Annotated in this window: 18 protein-coding genes and 1 tRNA gene; 10 read left to right on the forward strand and 9 right to left on the reverse strand. The window is 65.0% G+C overall.

The features are described from left to right. Positions 1-360: 360 nt before the first annotated feature. Positions 361-1062 (reverse strand): metal-dependent hydrolase, encoded by a 702-nt coding sequence (locus HPT29_RS15485; protein WP_173949201.1) that lies wholly within the window; start codon positions 1060-1062, stop codon positions 361-363. A 131-nt stretch (positions 1063-1193) separates the two neighbouring features. Here HPT29_RS15485 and HPT29_RS15490 point away from each other — a divergent pair, with 131 nt between their 5' ends. The 6 genes from HPT29_RS15490 (at position 1194) to HPT29_RS15515 (ending at position 6253) form a co-directional block, all read left to right on the forward strand. Next, entirely contained in the window at positions 1194-2459 is a 1266-nt protein-coding gene (locus HPT29_RS15490) for an ABC transporter substrate-binding protein (protein WP_173949200.1), read from the forward strand. A 2-nt stretch (positions 2460-2461) separates the two neighbouring features. Then, positions 2462-3433, forward strand: coding sequence for a carbohydrate ABC transporter permease (locus HPT29_RS15495; RefSeq protein ID WP_173949199.1), 972 nt, complete (start codon positions 2462-2464; stop codon positions 3431-3433). Then, positions 3430-4254, forward strand: coding sequence for a carbohydrate ABC transporter permease (locus tag HPT29_RS15500; protein ID WP_173949198.1), 825 nt, complete (start codon positions 3430-3432; stop codon positions 4252-4254). The genes HPT29_RS15495 and HPT29_RS15500 overlap by 4 nt, the downstream gene beginning before the upstream one ends. A gap of 18 nt (positions 4255-4272) precedes the next feature. Then, a complete protein-coding gene (locus tag HPT29_RS15505; RefSeq protein ID WP_173949197.1) occupies positions 4273-5409 on the forward strand; it encodes an ABC transporter ATP-binding protein in 1137 nt (378 codons plus the stop codon). A 64-nt stretch (positions 5410-5473) separates the two neighbouring features. Continuing rightward, the gene (ruvX, locus tag HPT29_RS15510) at positions 5474-6034 is read left to right on the forward strand and encodes a Holliday junction resolvase RuvX (RefSeq protein ID WP_173949196.1); all 561 of its coding nucleotides are present in this window, start codon (positions 5474-5476) and stop codon (positions 6032-6034) included. Positions 6035-6179: 145 nt separating this feature from the next. Further along, positions 6180-6253: transfer RNA gene (locus HPT29_RS15515), tRNA-Gln, on the forward strand. Positions 6254-7032: 779 nt separating this feature from the next. Here the strand turns inward: HPT29_RS15515 and HPT29_RS15520 are convergent. Next, positions 7033-7665 (reverse strand): response regulator transcription factor, encoded by a 633-nt coding sequence (locus tag HPT29_RS15520; RefSeq protein WP_173949195.1) that lies wholly within the window; start codon positions 7663-7665, stop codon positions 7033-7035. Between the two features lie 90 nt (positions 7666-7755). Continuing rightward, entirely contained in the window at positions 7756-10158 is a 2403-nt protein-coding gene (locus HPT29_RS15525; protein ID WP_173949194.1) for a PAS domain-containing protein, read from the reverse strand. A 426-nt stretch (positions 10159-10584) separates the two neighbouring features. Here HPT29_RS15525 and HPT29_RS15530 point away from each other — a divergent pair, with 426 nt between their 5' ends. Both HPT29_RS15530 and HPT29_RS15535 read left to right on the forward strand, forming a co-directional pair. Beyond that, entirely contained in the window at positions 10585-10947 is a 363-nt protein-coding gene (locus HPT29_RS15530; RefSeq protein WP_173949193.1) for a PepSY domain-containing protein, read from the forward strand. An 80-nt stretch (positions 10948-11027) separates the two neighbouring features. Then, positions 11028-12077 carry a YsnF/AvaK domain-containing protein gene (locus tag HPT29_RS15535; RefSeq protein WP_259060066.1) on the forward strand — a complete coding sequence of 350 codons (1050 nt, stop codon included), beginning with the start codon at positions 11028-11030 and terminating at the stop codon, positions 12075-12077. A 116-nt stretch (positions 12078-12193) separates the two neighbouring features. Here the strand turns inward: HPT29_RS15535 and HPT29_RS15540 are convergent, their stop codons facing one another. Together HPT29_RS15540 and HPT29_RS15545 are read right to left on the reverse strand one after the other, a co-directional pair. Beyond that, positions 12194-12592, reverse strand: coding sequence for a response regulator (locus HPT29_RS15540; protein WP_173949192.1), 399 nt, complete (start codon positions 12590-12592; stop codon positions 12194-12196). Further along, complete coding sequence (locus tag HPT29_RS15545; protein ID WP_173949191.1) at positions 12573-12770, reverse strand: hypothetical protein; 198 nt, start codon at positions 12768-12770, stop codon at positions 12573-12575. Before HPT29_RS15545 ends, HPT29_RS15540 begins: the two co-directional genes overlap by 20 nt. Positions 12771-13243: 473 nt before the next feature. Here HPT29_RS15545 and HPT29_RS15550 point away from each other — a divergent pair, with 473 nt between their 5' ends. Beyond that, complete coding sequence (locus HPT29_RS15550; protein ID WP_173949190.1) at positions 13244-14854, forward strand: amidohydrolase; 1611 nt, start codon at positions 13244-13246, stop codon at positions 14852-14854. A 258-nt stretch (positions 14855-15112) separates the two neighbouring features. Beyond that, a complete protein-coding gene (locus HPT29_RS15555; protein ID WP_173949189.1) occupies positions 15113-15337 on the forward strand; it encodes a hypothetical protein in 225 nt (74 codons plus the stop codon). 30 nt (positions 15338-15367) lie between these two features. On the opposite strand, the gene HPT29_RS15560 is transcribed toward HPT29_RS15555, so the two are convergent. The 4 genes from HPT29_RS15560 to HPT29_RS15575 all read right to left on the reverse strand — a co-directional run bounded on the left by HPT29_RS15560 (position 15368) and on the right by HPT29_RS15575 (position 20020). Further along, entirely contained in the window at positions 15368-16297 is a 930-nt protein-coding gene (locus HPT29_RS15560) for a GGDEF domain-containing protein (RefSeq protein WP_173949188.1), read from the reverse strand. A gap of 131 nt (positions 16298-16428) precedes the next feature. Next, positions 16429-16797, reverse strand: coding sequence for a hypothetical protein (locus tag HPT29_RS15565; RefSeq protein ID WP_173949187.1), 369 nt, complete (start codon positions 16795-16797; stop codon positions 16429-16431). A gap of 167 nt (positions 16798-16964) precedes the next feature. Continuing rightward, the gene (locus tag HPT29_RS15570) at positions 16965-18275 is read right to left on the reverse strand and encodes an HlyD family type I secretion periplasmic adaptor subunit (protein WP_173949186.1); all 1311 of its coding nucleotides are present in this window, start codon (positions 18273-18275) and stop codon (positions 16965-16967) included. A gap of 17 nt (positions 18276-18292) precedes the next feature. Further along, positions 18293-20020, reverse strand: coding sequence for a type I secretion system permease/ATPase (locus tag HPT29_RS15575; RefSeq protein WP_173949185.1), 1728 nt, complete (start codon positions 20018-20020; stop codon positions 18293-18295). Positions 20021-20135: the final 115 nt, after the last annotated feature.

Raw genomic sequence — 20135 nt, forward strand, 5'->3', positions numbered from 1 at the left:
TCGCACCCCTGGGCGCGCAGGAGGCCGACCTTGGGCTCCGTCCAGCTGGTCCGCCTGAAAAGAACCGTGCGCGACGAGCAGCTTGGCTCTCGCTTATCACCTCAGACATCGAGCCGGGCTGCCACTCGCGCCACCCTCGATCCTCCTGACAGGCTCGCAGCGCAAGCTGCGGGCCCACAGGTGCTGCTCTTTGACAGCGCACAGATCACGAACCCGCACCGCAGCGCGACGCTCCCCCGTCCCGCCACCCTGCGCCCGTCATGGCCGGCCTTGTGCCGGCCATCCCGATCCGGAAGAGCGCCGCACCTCAAACAAGCGGGATCATCGCCACGAGGCCGGCGATGACGTCGAGGGTAGACCTCACACCGTCACGCCTACCGTCTTGTGAGGCACCACGACCTGGATGCCCTTGCCGTCCAGTGCCGCCACGAAGCGGTCCGCATCGGGGACGAGCGGCGGGAAGGAGGCGTAATGGCAGGGGATGGCCGCCTTGGCGCCGCTGAAATAGCGCTCGACCGCGAGCGCCGCGACCTCCGGCCCCATGGTGAAGCGGTCGCCGATGGGCACGATCACCACGTCCGGCCTATGAATCTCGGCGATCAGGGCCATGTCGCCGAAGATGTCGGTATCACCCATGTGATAGACGGTCGGCTCACCGGGCGCCTTCACGATGATCCCGTTGGCGCTGCCGAGCGGGAAATTCACGTCCATTTCCACCAAGCCCGAGGAGTGGTCCGCCCGCACGAGGGTGACGGTGAAGCCGCCCTGGTCGGTCGTACCGCCCGTGTTCATGGGATCGAAGCTCTCGACGCCCTGCTTGGCGAGATACATGCAGAGCTCGAAATTGGTCACCACTTTAGCGCCGGTCGCCTTCGCGATATCGGCCGTATCTCCCACATGGTCTCCATGGCCGTGGGTGAGCAGGATGTGAGAGACGCCGTCGGTGATCTTCGCCCTGTCGCCTTCGAATGCCGGATTGCCGGTGAAGAACGGATCGATGAGCAGGGCCTTGCCGGCAAAGTCGAGACGGAAGGCGGAATGACCGAACCATGTGATTTTCATGAGAACACCCTCGTTTTCGGCAACATCAGATGGAGCGGAAGCGCTCCCTTGACCACGTTCGATAGGAACAAATCGGCCAGTGGGGCTTTAAGAAGCTAAGCAATAAACCTCAAGCCTGCAGGAGGATAGCCATGTCGCGCCTCATCGCCAGCCTCGCAGCCGCCGCAGGGCTTCTCGCCACTACCAGCGCCTGGGGGGTCGAGATCTCGATCTCATGCAGCGCGCTGGGCAAGGAATACGAGATCTGCAAGCAGGGCGTCGATGCCTGGGCGGCCAAGACCGGTAACACGGTCAAGATCGTCTCGACGCCCAACTCCGCGACGGAGCGTCTGGCACTCTTCCAGCAGCTCCTTGCGGCCGGCGCCGGCGACATCGACGTGTTCCAGATCGACGTGGTCTGGACGGGCACCCTGGGCAACCACCTGCTCGACCTGACCTCCAAGGGACAAGCCATCATCGGCGACCATCTTCCCGCCATGGTCGAGACGAGCCGCGTCGAGGGCAAGCTCATGGCCATACCCTGGTTTGCCGATGCCGGCCTGCTCTACTACCGCAAGGACCTTCTGGACAAATACAAGCGGCCCGTGCCGGAGACCTGGGCCGATCTCGGCGAGACGGCGCGCCTCATCCAGGAAGGCGAGCGCAAGGAGGGAAAAGCCGACTTCTGGGGCTACACCTGGCAGGGCCGCGCCTACGAGGGGCTGACGACCAATGCGCTGGAATGGGTCGCCTCCCATAACGGCGGAACCATCGTGGACGAGAAGGGCGAGGTCACCATTGAGAACCCGAAGGCCGCCGAGGCGCTGAAGGCGGCGGCGGGCTGGGTCGGAACGATTACGCCCGAAGGCGTTCTCAACTACACGGAGGAGGAAGCCCGCGGCATCTTCCAGGCCGGCAATGCAGCGTTCATGCGCAACTGGCCCTATGCTTGGGCACTGGCGCAGGGCGGCGACAGCACCATCAAGGACAAGGTCGGAATCGCACCCCTGCCGAAAGGGGGAGCCGACGGGCGCCACGCGGGTACTCTTGGCGGCCAACTTCTCGCCGTCTCGAAATACTCCAAGAACACGGATGCCGCGACGGATCTCGTGATGTATCTGACGAGCGAGGCTGAGCAGAAGCGCCGGGCGGTTGCAGGCTCCTTCAACCCGACCATCGTGTCGCTCTACAGTGACACAGACATCTCTAGGGCCAATCCGTTCATCGGCGACCTCGTGGACGTGTTCAGCAATGCGGTCGCGCGCCCCGCGACCGTGACGGGACAGAACTACAACAAGGTTTCAACCGAGTTCTTCAACGCCGTCCACCAGGTGCTGTCCAAGAAGTCTGACCCCTCGCAGGCGCTCAACCGCCTCGACCGGGACCTCAAGCGGATCAAGCGCAACGGCTGGCAATGATCATGAGCGGTGCCGTCGCCGAGGCCAGCGCTCCCGGGCAGGTGATTGTCAAGGGACGCCGCTCCTCCCTCACGCGCTCGCGCATCAGGGCGGCCTGGCTCTTCGTCGCGCCGAGCCTGGTCGTGGTTGCGCTCATCGCGGGTTGGCCCCTGGCGCGGACGATCTGGTTCAGCTTCACAGATGCCAGCCTCAATTCGCTGAGCGAGTACGAGTTCATCGGCCTTGAGAACTACCTCGCCAACTACGACGGCGAGTGGTTCGGGATCCTGACCGAGCCTGACTGGTGGCATTCCGTCTGGAATACCCTCTGGTTCACACTGGTGTCCGTCTCCCTCGAAACAGTGCTCGGAATGGTGGTCGCGCTGATCCTGAACGCGGCCTTTCCGGGCCGCGGCCTCATGCGGGCCGTCATCCTCATTCCTTGGGCAATCCCGACCATCGTGTCGGCCAAGATGTGGAACTGGATGCTGCACGACCAGTTCGGCGTCATCAACGACCTCCTCCTGCGTATCGGCCTGATCGCCGCCCCGGTGCCATGGACGGCGAATGCCGACACGGCCTTGTGGGCCGCCGTCATGGTGGATGTCTGGAAGCACACCTCATTCATGGCCCTGCTCATTCTGGCCGCTCTTCAGATGTTGCCGCAGGACATCTACGAGGCCGCGAAAGTCGACGGCGTATCCCCCATCCGGGTCTTCTTCCGCGTGACCCTGCCGCTCATCAAGTCGGCGCTGCTCGTCGCGGTGATCTTCCGCTCTCTCGATGCCATGCGGGTGTTCGACCTGATCTACGTCCTGACGTCGAACGCCAAGGAAACGGCCTCCATGTCGGTCTATGCGCGCCAGCAGCTCGTGGACTTTCAGGAGGTGGGACTCGGCTCCGCCGCCGCGACCCTGATTTTCCTCATCATCGCCCTCGTCGTCGTGATCACGCTCGCGGCCGGGCGCGTGCGTCTCGGAGAGGATCCGCGATGAAGCTTCTCGCCCGGGCGGGCTTTTGGCTGCTCGTGATCGTCATCGCGCTTTTCGCGCTGTTCCCCTTCTATTACGCGATCATCTCGTCGTTTCGCTCTGGAAGCCAATTGTTCTCGGTGGCCTACTGGCCCGAGCGCCTCGACCTGACGAACTATGCGGCGGTGTTCGAGCGCCAGCCCTTCGGCCGCAACATCCTGAACTCCGTCATCGTGTCGGGCGCCGTTGTCGCCTTGTCGCTGGGTCTGGGGATCACGGCCGCCTATGCGTTCGGACGTATTGCGTTTCGCGGCCGCTCACTGCTGCTCATGACGATCCTCGCCGTCTCGATGTTCCCACAGGTGGCGGTGCTCGCCGGCATGTTCGAGCTGATCCGGGCTTTTGGCCTCTACAACACCTTGCCCGGCCTGATTCTGGCCAATCTCATGCTCACCCTGCCCTTCACGATCTGGGTGCTCACAACTTTCATGCGCGACCTGCCGAAGGAGATCGAGGAGGCGGCCTTCGTCGACGGCGCAACTCCGTGGATCGTGGTGCGGCGGGTGTTTCTGCCGCTCATGGCGCCGGCCGCCGTGACCACGGGTCTCCTCGCCTTCATCGTCTCGTGGAACGAGTTTCTCTTCGCCCTCACCTTCACGCTCACCAACGAGCGGCGCACGGTGCCGCCCGCCATCGCCCTCATGAGCGGATCGACGGCTTACGAGCTGCCCTGGGGCACCATCATGGCCGGGTCCGTGATCGTGACCATCCCGATCATCGCGCTCGTGCTCGTCTTCCAGCGCAAGATCGTGGCGGGACTGACGGCCGGTGCCGTGAAGGGTTAGTCCAAGGAAATACATGCAATGGCTGATGTCGTCCTCAAGAACGTGCAGAAATCCTTCGCCCGGGTGAAGGTCATCCACGGCATCGATCTCGACATCCGCGACGGCGAGTTCGTGGTCTTCGTCGGCCCGTCCGGCTGCGGGAAGTCGACCCTGCTCCGCCTCATCGCCGGTCTCGAGGACATCACGGCGGGCGAGCTCTTCATCGGAGGCGACCGCGTGAACGACCTCGTTCCGGCCAAACGCGGGATCGCAATGGTGTTCCAATCCTACGCGCTCTATCCTCACATGACCGTCTACGACAACATGGCCTTCGGCCTGGAGCTGGCGAAATCCTCGAAAGCCGAGATCGACGCCAAGGTGCGCGAGGCCGCGCGCCTGCTCCAGATCGACTCACTCCTCGACCGCAAACCAAGGCAGCTCTCCGGCGGTCAGCGCCAGCGTGTCGCCATCGGTCGCGCCATCGTGCGCGATCCGAAAGTGTTCCTCTTCGACGAGCCGCTCTCGAACCTCGACGCGGCGCTGCGCGTCCAGACCCGAATCGAGATCGCCAAGCTTCACACGGACACCCGTGCCACGATGATCTACGTGACGCACGACCAGGTGGAGGCCATGACTCTCGCCGATCGGATCGTGGTGCTCAATGCAGGCCGAATCGAGCAGGTGGGCACGCCGCTCGAGCTCTATCACCGCCCGGCCAACCTCTTCGTCGCCGGCTTCATCGGCTCGCCGCAGATGAACTTCATTCCCTGTCCGATCGCGGGCGTCGGACCGAACGAGGTGCTGGTCGCCCTGCCGAGCGGCGGCACTCTTGCGGTTCCGGCCGCACCGGAACGCGTCCAGCCGGGCGATAACGTCACGCTCGGGGTAAGGCCCGACCATGTGCGCGTGAGTGCTCAGGGTTCGTTCACGGGGCGGGTCGAGCTGGTGGAGCAACTGGGCGAGAACCATCTTCTCTATGTGGATGTCGGCCAGGGCCGCCGCCTGACATTGCGCGAGCCCGGCGACGCGCGTCACTCGGTCGGCGCGATGGTAGGTCTCGAACTTGACCGGGAATCCTGCCATCTGTTCACGAAATCGGGAGACGCCTTGCGGTCCAGCGCCGATACCGCAAGTCCTGCCCCATCATCTCCCGGTCCCGCAAGCCGCGCAGCCTGATCTCGACGCGGAGCGACTTCCCCTGTACTGGCTGGATCCGGCAGGTTCGACGAGGAGGCAACCCATGATCTCACGCGACGACGAACTGGTCGCCTTCATTGACGGACTGGCGCCACGGGCCCGCCTCATGGGCCTTGATCTGGGCACCAAGACTATCGGTCTCGCCCTCTCCGACGTGGAGCGGCGGATCGCGACGCCTCTCGAGACGATCAAGCGGGTGAAGTTCACCCCAGATGTGGGGCGCATCAAGGATCTCGCCGCGCGCTATGAGGTTGGTGGCCTCGTCTTCGGCCTGCCGCTCAACATGGACGGCACGGAGGGCCCCCGCTCCCAGGCCACCCGCGCCTTCGTTCGCAACCTGAAGCCCCTCCTGCCCCTGCCGGTCCTGTTCTGGGACGAGCGGATGTCCACCATGGTGGTGACCCGCACCCTCCTGGACGCAGACGCCTCCCGGGCCAAGCGGGCCGACGCGGTCGACAAGATGGCCGCCGCCTACATCCTTCAAGGGGCCCTGGACCGGTACGAGCGCATCGCCGCCGACGCCGAGGCGGCGGAGGACGAGGCCCGGCTCAGATCGGAGCTCGACCTGAACGCTCCGCCGGAAGGCGGGTCGCTGGACACATAGGGGGTTCGCGAGCGGGGCCCGATTTGAAGGCTTGACGACGCGTCAAAAGCCCCCTATCTCAGCGCCAACCGCGACGCCGGTTCCGGATCCCGCCTGACATGCTGAGACACGCACCAGACAGGTCAAAGGATCCCCGTGGCTTCGATGGGGGATAGTTTAATGGTAGAACAGCGGACTCTGACTCCGTTAGTCTTGGTTCGAATCCAGGTCCCCCAGCCAGCTCTTCTTTCAAGCAGTTTGCGGCTTTTCCTCCCATCCAGGTTTGAAGCTTGTGTCTCCGGCTCTCCGGCTGCTTATCCACTAGGGTTCCAGGTTCGAACCCTCGCGGCGGGACGACGCGGGCCGGCGTATCCTCGACTAGATCGACCCGGCCACGGCCGTTCAGGACGCTGCCGAGAACGTCTCGTCCGAACGGAGCAAACGGCGATAGTGGCCTGCGAGAGCTTGGCGGGAAAGCTCCGCGTCCGGCGAGCGGTGCTCCCTGCTGACAGTGGCCCCGGCTTCCAGGCGGCAACCTGCCACGTCAGAACCGATCCTTCGCCGACTCAACCGACGGTCCTGCGGATACGGTCGATCGGCTCGTGGACCTCGGTAGTTCCTGATCCCGCCTCTGGTTTTCCTAAAACCGCGCAGTTCCAGGATCATCCTCTACCGCTGGCTCGGCGAAGAACCATCCGCCCAAGTCATCGGCGTCGCCTCCGCCGCACCGGCGGAATGATACCAGCACGATCATGAAGAGCGACGGCCTTCGGGGGTAAGATCAACCTCGAGATCCTCGCTCGGTTTCAGCCGCACGAGAACCACGCTCCCGCAGTGGTTCATGGCCCCTCGCCCGACGGTCAACAGCAACGCGCAATACGTCGGGAACCCGCATCCCGGGATACAGGGTGGCCACCGCATATGATGGCGTGATCATCCTTCAACCTGTGTCGTGTCGCAACCGAGGAGCAACCTGACGCGCCCGGGAATGATCCCTGAATTTGCTTCGGGCATGTCGCCTACGGTTCGACGAGCTTGTTGCGGATCGCGTAGCGCACCAGGGTGGCGGTGGATTTGACATTGACTTTGCGCATGGCCGCAGCACGGTGGCTTTCCACCGTCTTGAGGTTGACCCCCAGAATCTGCGCCACCTCCTTGTTGCTGTGGCCCTCGGCGATCAGCTGGACCACGCTTCGTTCCCGCGTGGTCAGGGTGCTGTCGACCGCGTGGCCGTGCGCCAGATAGGCGTTCAGGAGCGTCTCTGAGATCTTTCCCGTAAAGAATGGTTTGTGATGGGAGAGCGACTCCACCGCTGCGATCAGGAACTTGCGGGCGTCGGACTTGAGCAGGTATCCCCGCGCGCCGGCCTGGAGCAGCTCCCTCAGCAGGGGCTCGCTCTCATGCATGGTGAAGATCAGCACCTCGGTCTGGCGCTGGAAAGCGCGGATCTCGCGCGTGGCGTCGACGCCGTTGAGAAGCGGGAGCTGATAATCGAGGATGGCCACGTCCGGCTGTGTCTCGGCAGCAAGCTGTACGGCCTGCCGCCCGTTCTCGGCCTCGGCCACCACCTCCCAGCCCGGTTGAGCGCTCAGGATCGTGTGGAGCCCGGAACGGACCACGTCATGGTCGTCGGCGATCAGGATACGCACCATGGCACCGCTCTCCTCCGCACATTCCCCCATAGCGCGAAACCACGACTGCGGCACTCGGGAAAAACCCCGAACAGCGTGCGGGAAAGTACCCTATTCTCCCGCCTGTCGTGCCGGGTGGGCCGGACCTGCCTCCTGCGAGGCGTTGCAGCCGATGTTCCAGCCCTCATGTGGGATGAAGGCCCGTACGATCGTACCCTGTCGGCTGCTCCGGATGCGCAGACTGCCGCCGAACTGGTGCAGCCGGATCCGCATGCCGGGAATGCCGACCCCGAGGGTCTGATGGCCGGAGGGCGACGGTCGGCGCATGCCACGCCCGTCGTCGCCGATGCACAGGATCACGCCACCGGACGTCAGGCGCAGCGCGACGACGACCCGGCTGGCCCCGGCATGGCGATGCACATTGGTCAGAGCCTCTTGGGCGATGCGCAGCAGGGTCCGTTGGAGGTCGAGCGGAAGGCCGTCGATCCGCTCGGCAATCCGCACCGAGACGGGAAGCGCCGTTCGGTCGGAGAAGCCGTCCGTGAACGAGCGCACGGCGCCCGCCAATCCCTCGGTCTCCAGCTCGCGGGGATGCAGCAGGTACGTGAAGACCCGGAGCTCCTTCAGGGCAGTTTCGAGCGATCGGTCGATCTCGTCGAGGATCCGCTTACCGGCCGAGCGCTCGATGAAGGGGTCGACTCGCATGAGGTGCAGGCCCGCCGCCACCAGGTGTTGCGCCGTGGAATCGTGCAGCTCGGCCGCGATGCGCTGGCGCTCCTCCTCCTGGAGCGTGAGCAGCCGCTCCGACATCTCACCCATGGCCACCCGCGCATCGATCACGTCGGTGATGTCTTCGTGAGCCACGATGATCCGGACCTTCCCACCTGCCAAGAAGCGGTTCGCCCAGAGTTGAAACCAGCGTTGGCCATCGGGAGAATTGCAGCGGTAAACGGTGTGGAACCGGCTTTCGGCGCCCGCGACCAGAGCTTCCATGCCCCTGAGGATCGGCTCCTCGGCTGCACAGGCGGCGAGATAGCTCGCTCCGATCCCGTGCGCCGGGTCGCCGAACCCGTTGTCGCGGGCGAACCGCCGCCAAGCTGCGTTGACCGCGATAATCGTGCCCCCCTCGTCAAGGAAGGCGACGTGCGCCGAGAGCGCATCGAGCGACGATTGCAGGAGTTCGCGCTCCTCTCGGATGGTCAGAAGGGCCGCGTTGCGCTCCGTCACGTCGCTGAAGAAGACGCTGGCACCCTCGGGCGAAGGATAGACTCTGTAATCGATGGTGCGGCCCGGATGATAGACGGACGGCAGCTCGCCTCGGAATTCCCGTCGGTGCTCAATGGCCTGCTCCAAGGCGGCATCGATCGCCGGATCGTGCCCCACGAGTGCGAAGTAGGACCATCCCGCTGCCGTACTCCGCGGGAGCCCCCACCAACGCATGGCTGCCGCGTTCACTTTGGTGATCCGATAGCTGCGGTCGAGGGTGAAATGGCAGTCGCTCACGCTTTCAAGGATCGCATTGAGGCGAGCGTTCGCCGCAGCAAGCTCACCTCGCGTCGCCGCAGCATCAGCCCGGAGCGCATCGACCGGGCCGACACGGCGCATCAGCATGGTAGCCGAAGCGATTCCAAACAGGAGCAGCACGGACCCGGCCAGTGCGATTCGGTGAAGGGCCTGCCGAACCGGACCCTCTGCAAGGCCGGCCGGGGCGAGCGCCAGAGCGGTATAGCCGGACACGCCCGACCGGGAAAAGGCCCCGATCATCCGATGGTCGCCGGTGCCGGCCGTGAAATGTCCGTCATGCTCCTGGTCCGACAGCCGGTCGATGAAGTCCGGCGGCAGCGCCGGCCCCGCCAGTGGCTGGAGCCTGCGGTCCAGAATGAGCGTTCGCCAGCCGTCGGCAACGACTGCATCCTGCGCAGCCGCGGCGAGATGCTCTTCGGGCACCACCAGCGTGAGCGCGCGTTCGGGGCGACCTTGGGGATGGTCGAGCCACAGGCTCACGGCGACGATCCACCGCCCGTCGAGTGGGCTCCGGAGCCGCTCTGACAGGACGAGCCCGGCCTGCCTCAGCCGAGCCATTCGCTCCTCAGCCCTCGGCATGTCGGGTAGGGAGGGCAGCGCCCCGCCGATGGGAACCACCGTATTGATCAGTTGGCCCCGTGCCGTCCAGAGGACGAAGCGGGAGCCCTCCGGGCGCGGCGTCGCGACCAGTTGGCGTCGGAAGGACGCGAGATCGTCCGCCTCGAGCAGCGGTGATCGCGACAGCCCCCTGAGCGTATTGCCGAGGGCTTGGGTCTCGCGGTCCACCATGACGGCGGCTGCGGCTGCGGCCGTGAGCCCCCGGTGGATCAGGTCATGCCGCTCATGCTGGGCCTGCCAGAGCAGGACGGCGGCGGCGATCAGGAATGACAGCAGCGCCGTCCCAGTGACGGCTCCGTTCACCCAATGCGCGATCCGCTGCGACCGCGGCACGAGCTGCGCATGCAGTCCGATGGGGCTCACGTCATGCATGACACGCCTCCCGGCCGAATCGACGACGAGGCCCTCAGCCCGATCCGCCGCCGCATTCGGCCGGAACGTTAACATGGGTTAAACCCGGAATGAACTCCCAGCTAGTTTGATACGGAACCCGGGACATACCCTGAGCCTCGGAACAGCAAGCGCCGCACTCGGACTGATCGTCCGAGGGTTGCATCGGGCGGCACTGTGGCAGCACCGGTCACGATCGGCCAGACCGGAGTGGCATCGTCCGTCCCTCCACGCCGCCGGAAACCGAACGGCGTTGGCATGCGCGAAATAACGTAACCGTCATCCTGTGAGGCATGAGCGGCGGTGCACATCGGCCTCATGAGGAGGAACTCCACGAGCTTGGCACTCGGAACTGTCGCCGTGATCGCACATTGAGAAGCTACGCGCTTACAACACTGGAGAAGAACCTTGATCCGTCTCGGCTTCGCAACACTCGCCGTCCTGTCGGCCCTGGCCACGGGTGCCGTTGCCCAATCCACGAACTCTCAAAGCTCTGGATCCTCGGCCGCGCAGCCGATGAACAGCAACGACTCCTCCAATCCCGCCGTAACCCACAAGCCCGCCGACAGCCCGCAGACCACCGGCGCCGTCGAGCCGGGTGCCAACAGCTTCACGGAAGCACAGGCGCGCTCCCGTCTTGAGGCGCAAGGCTTCAGCAACGTCACCGAGCTGCGCAAGGACGATCAGGGCATCTGGCGCGGCAAGGCGCAACGTGACGGCAAGTCCGCGAGCGTCGCCATCGACTACAAGGGCACCGTGCAGGCGCAGTAAGCGCGTGCCCATCCGACTTTTGTGACGCCACCCGGCCGGCTGCTGGCTGACGGGATCCTTTCTGAAGAAGTGGAACAGACATGACCAATAAGACCATCACGGCGTTTTTTGACAGCTACGAGGATGCCTCCGAGGCCGTCCGCCGCCTGGAAGCGGCAGGCGTTTCGCACCGCGATATCAGCCTCGTCGCCAGCAACGACGGTGATCGTTATTCATCGCACGCCAGCCGGACCTTCGACGGCACGAACCATCATGACGACGACGTCAGCGACGGTGCTGGTACGGGCGCTACCGTGGGTACGCTCGCGGGCGGCGGCGCAGGGCTTCTCGCCGGCCTCGGCATGCTGGCCATTCCGGGGCTCGGCCCCGTGGTGGCCGCCGGATGGCTGGTCTCCACGCTGGTGGGCGCCGGAGCCGGGGCAGCCGTGGGCGGCATCGCGGGTGCGCTGGTCGATGCCGGTGTCGACGAGAACGACGCTCATGCCTATGCCGAGGGCATCCGGCGCGGCGGCGCCCTGGTGACGGTGCGCGCCTCTGAGGCCGAGGTGGAGCGGATCGTCGACATTCTCGACGATGAGGGCACGGTGGATTTCGACGAGCGCGAGACCACTTGGCGCTCTGAAGGCTGGACCGGAGCCGGCGCCTCGACGACGGGCACGACCTCTGCGGCATCCACCACCGGGCTGACGGACCGCGCCGCGTCCGCCGGGCGGGAGATGGACGAGGTGATCCCGGTTGCCGAGGAGGAGTTGCACGTCGGCAAGCGTGAGGTGAACCGCGGCCGCGTCCGCCTGCACTCGCGCGTGATCGAGCGGCCCGTGCAGGAGCAGGTCACCCTGCGCGAGGAGCGCGTCGACGTGGAGCGCCGCCCGGTCTCGGGCACGACTCAGGCCGGAGCCAGCGGTGGCGACCTGTTCCAGGAGCGCACGATCGAGGTCGAGGAACGCGGGGAAGAGGCCGTCGTCTCGAAGGAGGCGCGCGTGGTCGAGGAGGTCGTCGTGCGCAAGGAGGCAGAGCAGCGCACCGAGACGGTTTCCGACACCGTGCGCAAGACCGAGGTCGACGTAGAGGACGACCGCAACATCCGTGGCACCGGCACCACCGGCCTGCCCGGCGACCGCAAGCTCTGACGAGACATGCAGAAGCCCGGCCTTCAGGCCGGGCTTCTCCTGCCGAAGTCGGGATGAGAAGGGACCACCACCATGGCCGGTGCCCTCTCCGTCCCGCTGGTTAGAACGTGGCCGCGTCACGTCACCGGTGGCTGGGGGTCGTTGATAGCCTTTTCCGCTTGGACCAGCACATCAAGGCCACGCCACGGCTTGGGCATGAAGGTCACACAATCCGGCAGATCATTCTCCTGTGCATCCGGATCACCGGAGGTGAGCACGATCCGGATCGTCGGCCAGAGCTTGCATGTGGCCCTGGCGAGTTGAACGCCGTCCATCTCTCCCGGCAGGCGCACATCGGCGAACATCATCGCCACCTCGCCGCCACGCTCCTGGAGGCATTGCAGGGCTGCCTCTGCGCTTTCGACCTCTACAACATCAAGGGGTGTCTCATCCAGCAGCACGGCCGCGAGAGCCCGGACGTCAGGATCATCCTCGACAATCAATGCGAGATGAGGTTCAGGCTGTAGAGCGGTCATGATCAGCCTCGCTGGTTTCCATCTGGCGCAGGATTGAGACGAGCGCGTCCGGGATCGGGGCATCGAGCACATCCCGGTAGGTCTCGGTGTAGCCCCGCCCGATGATCAAGGCGGCGACGTGTGGATGAAGGTCGTTGACATGGGGCAGACGCGCGTCGCCTTCAGCGTCGTGGGACATCGGCTCACTCCTCGGGTTCTGATATCTTGGTGTCGTTTCCGGGCACGAATTGCGCCCGAGTAACATGTGTTAGTGAGGTGAACCGCTGATCCTGCGATGGGTTTCAGCGTGGCTGCAAGAGCTACGTTAAATAGTCCCCTCCCCGGCTCTCCCGACTGTAAGGGGTTGGTTCTCCGCTGTACGACGGAAACCATGTGCATACGAAGATCGTCGACTTTAAACGAGATAAAGAAATCATGCTGCGCTCTGCATTGTTGAACAGTCGGGCATCGTAGAGCGCGAGCGGATTTCTGCGATGTTGCTCCGCAACATTGATCGCTACACGCGAATTCCAGAAAAGTTCCATGTTAAGCCATGTCATTATTCTATGGCTGGGTTACCAACAGCAGTGACGCTGAGACGCTCCCGATCTGATCGGATGATCCCCGCGGGGCCTGATTTGCCTGCCCCATCCGAAGACTCGGGAGGATTTCATGAAGCATCGTTTGCTACCCAGTGTCTTGCTCACGGCCCTTCTCACGACAGCAGCGCCCGTCATGGCCCAAACGGCGGGGCCGAGCGCCGCTGTCGTCGAACGTATCGCAGAGTTGAAGAAGCAGGCGATCCAAGGCGTCGAGTCACGAGCCAAGCTCGCTCAGGAGATGAACGATTCCATCTTCAGCTTCGGTGAACTCGCGTTCCAAGAGTTCGAAACCTCTAAGTACATCACGGAGATACTCGAGAAGAACGGCTTCACCATCAAACGAGATGTGGCGGGCCTTCCCACCGGCTGGGTCGCGACATGGGGCTCGGGAGGTCCCGTGATCGCGCTCGGCAGCGATATCGACTGTATTCCGAAGGCGTCTCAGAAACCGGGCGTCGCATACCGCGAGCCCATGATCGAAGGAGCGCCGGGGCACGGCGAGGGTCACAATTCCGGCCAGGCGCTCAACGTGGTCGCGGCGCTCGCGCTGAAGGACATCATGGAGCGGGAGAAGATCCCTGGAACGATTATGCTCTGGCCGGGCGTCGCCGAGGAGCTTCTCGGCGGCAAGGCCTACATGGTTCGCGACGGCGTGTTCAACGGGGTCGATGCGGTGCTCTTCACCCATGTCGGCAACAACCTTCAGACCGCCTGGGGACAGGCGAACGGCACCGGAATGGTGTCGGTCGAGTACAAGTTCAGCGGCGAGTCCGCCCACTCGGCACAGGCGCCATGGCGCGGTCGCAGCGCTCTCGACGGGGTCGAGCTCATGAATGTCGCGTGGAACATGCGCCGGGAGCATTTGCGGCCAGAGCAGAGGTCCCACTACGTGATTCCCGACGGTGGCGATCAGCCGAATGTCGTCCCGTCGGTGGCCAGCGTCTGGTACTTCATCCGCGAGCAGGACTTCGAGAACATCCGCAAGAACTTCGAAATCGCCAACACCATTTCGGAAGCCGCGGCGAAAATGACGGACACCACTGTGACGCGGCAGGTCATCGGCACGGCCGCGCCCCGCCACTTCAACAAGGCGATCGCGGAGGCCGCCTACGCCAACATCCAGCAGGTCGGCATGCCCCAATGGACGGAGGACGAGCAGGCCTTCGCCAGGGCGGTACAGCGCACGGTCAAGGGCAAGGAGGAAGGGCTCGCCACCACGGTGAAGAAGCTCGAGCCCCCGGCCGACAAGCCGGAGAGCGGCGGTTCGGACGATATCGGCGACATCTCCTGGACCGTGCCGACGATCACGCTGAACTATCCGGCGAACATCCCGAACCTGCCGGGACATCACTGGTCGAACGCCATGTCCATGGCGACCCCGATCGCCCATAAGGGGGTCGTCGCCGGTGCGAAGGTGATCGCCATGACGGGCATCGACCTCCTGTCGCGGCCGGAGCTTCTGGTGCAGGCCAAGGGCTACTTCACCAGCGAGCAGCAGAAGAACCAGAAATACGTCTCGATGATCTCAGCGGAGGACAAGCCTCAGGTGCAGATCAACGCGGACGTCATGGCGCGCTACCGGCCCGAGATGAAGAAGTACTACTACGACCCGTCCAAGCACGCGACGTATCTCGATCAGCTGGGGATCAAGTTCCCGGTGTTGGAGAAGCCGAAGAACTGAGGCACCTCCTGGCTCCGCAAGTCTCTTACGCGAGTTCATGATGCAGCGGGCGGCGGCTCCTGGACGCCGCCCTCCCTGTTGACCCACGCTGATCATGATGGAGGCGTCTGCGTAAATCGCGGCTCATACGAAAGAGGAACGTTTCACGTATGCCATGTCGAGAGCAACCTATCCAACCTTACGGTCGGAACGCTGACCGGAGTTCCTGTCCTGGCGCAGGACGTTGCTCCAGCCAACGCCGAAACCGTCAAGTGCGTCATGCGGCTGATCACGGCATCGTTCGCGGCGGAAGGCAGCAAGCGGACCTACGAACGCGGATCGACGGATTCCAACATGCCGATGAGCCTCGGCATCCCGTCCCTGACGATCCCTCGGGTCGGCGCGTCAGCGCGCGCGCACTCACTCGACGAACGGATCGACACGGAGCCGGAAAGCAATCACGGCGTGAAGAAGACGGTTCTGGCTGTTGCAGGAGCGCAGTGACGGCGATCGGGCCGGTCGCATGCCGTCCGGTCATCGATCCCGGGCTTGCGGGTCGGCCGAGGGTGGGGCAAGGGTTCCGGCCTCCAGGCCGATCCGCGTGCAGTTCCGTCCTTCCGCCTTTGCGGCATAAACGGCCCGGTCAGCCCGATAGAGGATCGTGCTTCTATCGTCGTGCGGCAGGGCCTCGGTTAGGCCGGCGCTGAACGCGACGGGCCGGCGTGTCGCCTGATCGGGCAGCATGGCCGGCGCGAAGCCCGACCTGATCCCGTCGAGAAGCCGGGCGGCATCGTTGAGGCGGGCGTCCGACACCAGCAGCAGGAATTCCTCGCCGCCGATCCGTCCGAGATAATCTCCGGGCCGAAGCTTCTCGCGGAAGACCTGCGCGAAGTGGCGGAGAACGGCGTCGCCGGCTTCGTGGCCATAGGTGTCGTTGACTTGCTTGAACCGATCGATGTCGATGATCGCGGCGCACAGGCCGGCGCCGGAGAGCCTGCCGGCCGAAAGCGCCTCGTCAAGAAGTTCGAGAATGTAGCGCCGGTTCGGCAGGCCGGTGAGCAGATCCGTCCGGGAGGCCAGGAGAGCCGCCTCGTGGGCTTGGCGCAGGGACTTCTCGCTATGTTTCAGGGCGGACACATCGGTCCCCACCGTCATGACCCACCCGTTCGGAAGCACCGTGTGCTCGATCCAGAACCAGCGGCCGTCGAGGAGATCCGTCTCGAACGACTTCCGGCGCGAGGACCTGCGTCGGGGCAACGTCCTGGCGATCAGAGCCTCCACGTCGCCATCGTCGATCCTGACGCCAAGTCCGTTCGCGGCACCGTACCGGAGGATGTCGGTGAAGGTGAAAGGACCCTCGTAGCCCTTCAGGAACATGCCCCGGTAAGTCGCGTTGGCATAGCGGAGGTTGTCCTCGTCATCGTAGATGGACACGGCCTGGCCGGCGTCCGCAAGCGCCTCCATAATACTCCGCAGCGTTTCGTCGTCGGGATCTGAAGGGAACGAGGGCATCCGAAGAGCGGGAGTTCCGGGCTGATTTTCGGTCTTCTACTTGGATTTTCCGGTCCAAGTCACTCCGCGACCATAAGGGAGCCCTACGTGCCTGGCAAGTTGGGCCCGAATGGGCGTGATTTCTCTGGGAGCCCGCCTGATCCTGTCTCACGGTCGGAATTCGCCGCGCCTGCTGCGTGGGACGGCGTTCGAATGGAGGCTGCCGCAGTCCATTCAACAGGCACGCCCCTGCCCCCCGTCCCGAACCAGCCCAAGTCGTTCAGGTAATCGCAGGACACGATCAGCAGGATGAACGTTCCTCCGAGCTTGATCAGGTTGAGGGAACGCTCAAGACCATTGAGCTTGTCCTCCAGCATGTTCATTCTGATCTGAAGCTGAAGGAGCTGGACGAAGGGCGTCGTGTCCAATCGTCCCACGCCAAGCCCGACGTCCCCAGTGCCGCCCTCGTCCATCGTGTGTCTCCCGATGTTGTTGTGGGAGGCGGTCTCGCCCGCCCCTGATCAAGCGGCATCGTCATCGATGCCGCCCGACCGTCTCGGCAGATCCCGGCGGCCTTGAGCGCGAGGCGTCGGGTTGCCCCGACGCCGGAACGGAGTCTTCCGAGCCGTGCCTTCGAGGATCACTCCTCCCGGAAGGCTCGTTGGAGATTATCGGCCAGGGGTTTGGTGAGATAGGAGAAGACCGTGCGGTAGCCCGTCTGGATGAATCCTTCGACAGGCATGCCCGGCAGGAGCTTCGCCGTTCCGAGGCGCTCGTACTCGGTGTCCGGGATCGCGATCCTGACCGGGTAGTGGGAGATCCCACTGCGCTCGTCCGTCACCAGGTCGGCGGCAATCCTCGTGACATGCCCCTTGATCTCCGGCGTCGTGCGCTGGTTGAAGGCCGACAGCCGGAGCACCGTGTCGAGCCCCTGCCGGAGCTGATCGATGTCCTGCGGGGCGACCTTGACCTCGATCGACAGTTCGTCGCCCTCCGGCATCACGAGCATCAGGGTGTCGCCAGGGCCGATCACGCCGCCCACCGTGTGCACGGCCAGTTGGTGCACGATGCCGTTCTGAGGTGCGCGGATGTCGATGCGCTTCAGCTGATCCTCGGCCGCAACCTTGCGCTCCACGAACTCGGCGATCTTGGCCTGCACCTCCCGCAGTTCCGTGGAGACCTCGCTGCGCAGGTCCTGGTCGATCTGCAGGATCTGGAGCTCGGTCTCGCTGATCTTTCCCTTGGCCTGCGCCACCGTCGAGATCAACTGCCCGCGCTCGCCACGCAGCCGCGTCTCCTCACGCTTGAGTGAGGTCACGCGGGTGATCGGCACCAAGTTCTTCTTCCACAATTCCTGGACGCCGGTCAGCTCGGATGCGATCAGGTCGATCTCGTCCGCCTTGGCCGAAGCCTGCAGCTTGGTGCCGTCGATCTGTTCGGCCAGCTGCGCGACCCGCTCCCGCAGCTGCGACCTCTGGCCTGCGCGCGCCTCGCGCCGGCTGTCGAACAGCCGTCGTTCCCCGCTCATCAGGTCGGCCACGTCTGGCTGATGGGCGCGCGAGACGAGATCCTCCGAGAAGCGGACCGCCTCGGCCCCGTCCCGCTCGGCCTCGAGCCGGGCCTTGCGGGCGACCATCTCGTCGATGCTCTTGGCGACCATCGCGAGGTTCGCGCGCGCCACCGTTTCGTCGAGACGGATGACCACGTCCCCGGCCCGGACCCGGTCTCCATCGCGAGCCAGAATCTCGCCGACCACACCGCCGGTCGGGTGCTGGACCTTCTTCACATGGCTGTCCACGACCACGGTGCCGGGGGCCACGACGGCTCCGGACAGTTCGGTCGTCCAGGCCCAGCCGCCCAGACCGCCGACCAGGAGGGCGACACCTCCCAGTGCGAGCCTGGTATGATGACGGATGGACCGGCGGGCCGTCGAATTCATGGTGCTGCTCATGACGCTGCTCCCAGGGTTCACGCGGACCTGGCCGCGTTGGGTTGGTGGACGGCGCCGGTCGGAACCGGACGCAGGACGCTGCTGAGAACCTCCTCCTTGAGGCCGAACTTTCGCACCATGCCCTCATCGAGCACGAGGATGTGGTCGACGCCAGCAAGGGCGCTGGGGCGGTGCGCGATGACCACGACGATCCCGCCCCGTTCGCGCACCCCCTGGATCGCCCGGGTCAGAGCGTGCTCGCCGTCATTGTCGAGATTGGAGTTCGGCTCGTCGAGGACCACGAGGAACGGGTCGCCGTAGAGCGCCCGGGCCAGGCCGATGCGCTGGCGCTGCCCGCCGGAGAGCGCGGCTCCGCCCTCCCCGACCTGTGTCTCATATCCTTGCGGCAGGCGCAGGATCATCTCGTGCACATTGGCATCCTGGGCCGCGCGCACCACGTCCTCCGGCTTCGGGTCGGCCTGGAAGCGCGCGATGTTCTGGGCTACCGTTCCGGCGAACAGCTCGACGTCCTGCGGCAGGTAGCCGATGTGCTGGCCGAGGTCCTCCGCCAGCCACTGCTCGAGCGCGGCCCCGTCGAGGCGCACCTTCCCGCGCCAGGCCGGCCACACGCCAACCAGCATGCGGGCGAGCGAGGACTTGCCGGAGGCGCTCGGACCGATGATCCCAAGGCCCATGCCGGCCTTCAATTCGAACGAAACATCCTGCACGGCGAAGCGCTGCCCCTTGGGCGCACCCGATCCCGCGTTCTCCACTGACAGCGAGGCGCGGGGCGCCGGGAGCGCGAGCGGCCGCGTCTGCGTGCGGTCGTCCGCAAGGGCGACGCGCAGCCGCGACCAGCCCTGGCGGGCCGACACGAAGCCCTTCCAGTTCGCGATCGCGAGTTCGACCGGTGCCAGCGCACGCGAGACCAGGATCGACGAGGCGATCATGATGCCGCCCGTCGCTTGGTTGTTGATGACGAGATAGGCGCCGACACCGAGCACGCCCGATTGCAGGGCCATGCGCATCACCTTCGAGAAGGCCCCGAACCCGCCGGAGACGTCCGAGGCGGTCTGCTGGTGGGCCAGATACTGGGCGTTCGCCTGCCCCCACATCAGTCCGAGCCGACCGGCCATGCCCATCGCCTGCACCACCTCGGCGTTGCGGCGCGCACCGTCCCCGATGCCGTTGCGCAAGGAGGCCGCGCCGACAGCTGCCTTCGTGGCCTTGCGGGTCAGCACATCCGTCATGACCGTGATCGCCACCAGAACAGACGCACCTCCCACCGTGACCCAGCCGAGCAGCGGATGGAACGCGAAGCAGATGAAGAGGTAGAGCGGGATCCACGGCAGGTCGAACAGGGCCGAGGGACCGCCTCCAGCAAGGAAAGCGCGAATCTGATCGAGGTCACGCAGCGGCTGCTGGACATCCCCTTCACCCTTGTCCCGCAGGGGGGCCAAGACCTGACCGCGAAAGACGCGCTGGCTTAGATCCTCGTCAACGGCTGCGCCGAGGCGGGCGAAGATGCGGCCGCGGAGCATGTCGAACAGTCCCTGGAACAGGAACAGGGCCAGGATGATGGCCGACAGCCCGAGCAGCGTCGGGATGCTTCGGCTCGGCAGGACCCGGTCGTAGACCTCCATCATGTAGAGGGACCCGGAGAGATAGAGAATGTTGATCAGGCCGCTGAGAAGGGCGATCCCCAGCAGGGCGCCACGGCAGGAAGCCATCAGGCTGATGCGGCTTTTGGCGGATGAAAGGGACATGGCCGTTTCCTCAGAAGAGAAGAAGGATGAAACCGGATGCCGCCAGGGGGTCGGCGACATCCGGGTTCAGGTTCCCGCCGGGAGGATTGGGGGAAATTCTCCCGGCGGGGCCATC

Source organism: Microvirga terrae (genome assembly GCF_013307435.2).
Taxonomy (GTDB): Bacteria; Pseudomonadota; Alphaproteobacteria; order Rhizobiales; family Beijerinckiaceae; genus Microvirga; species Microvirga terrae.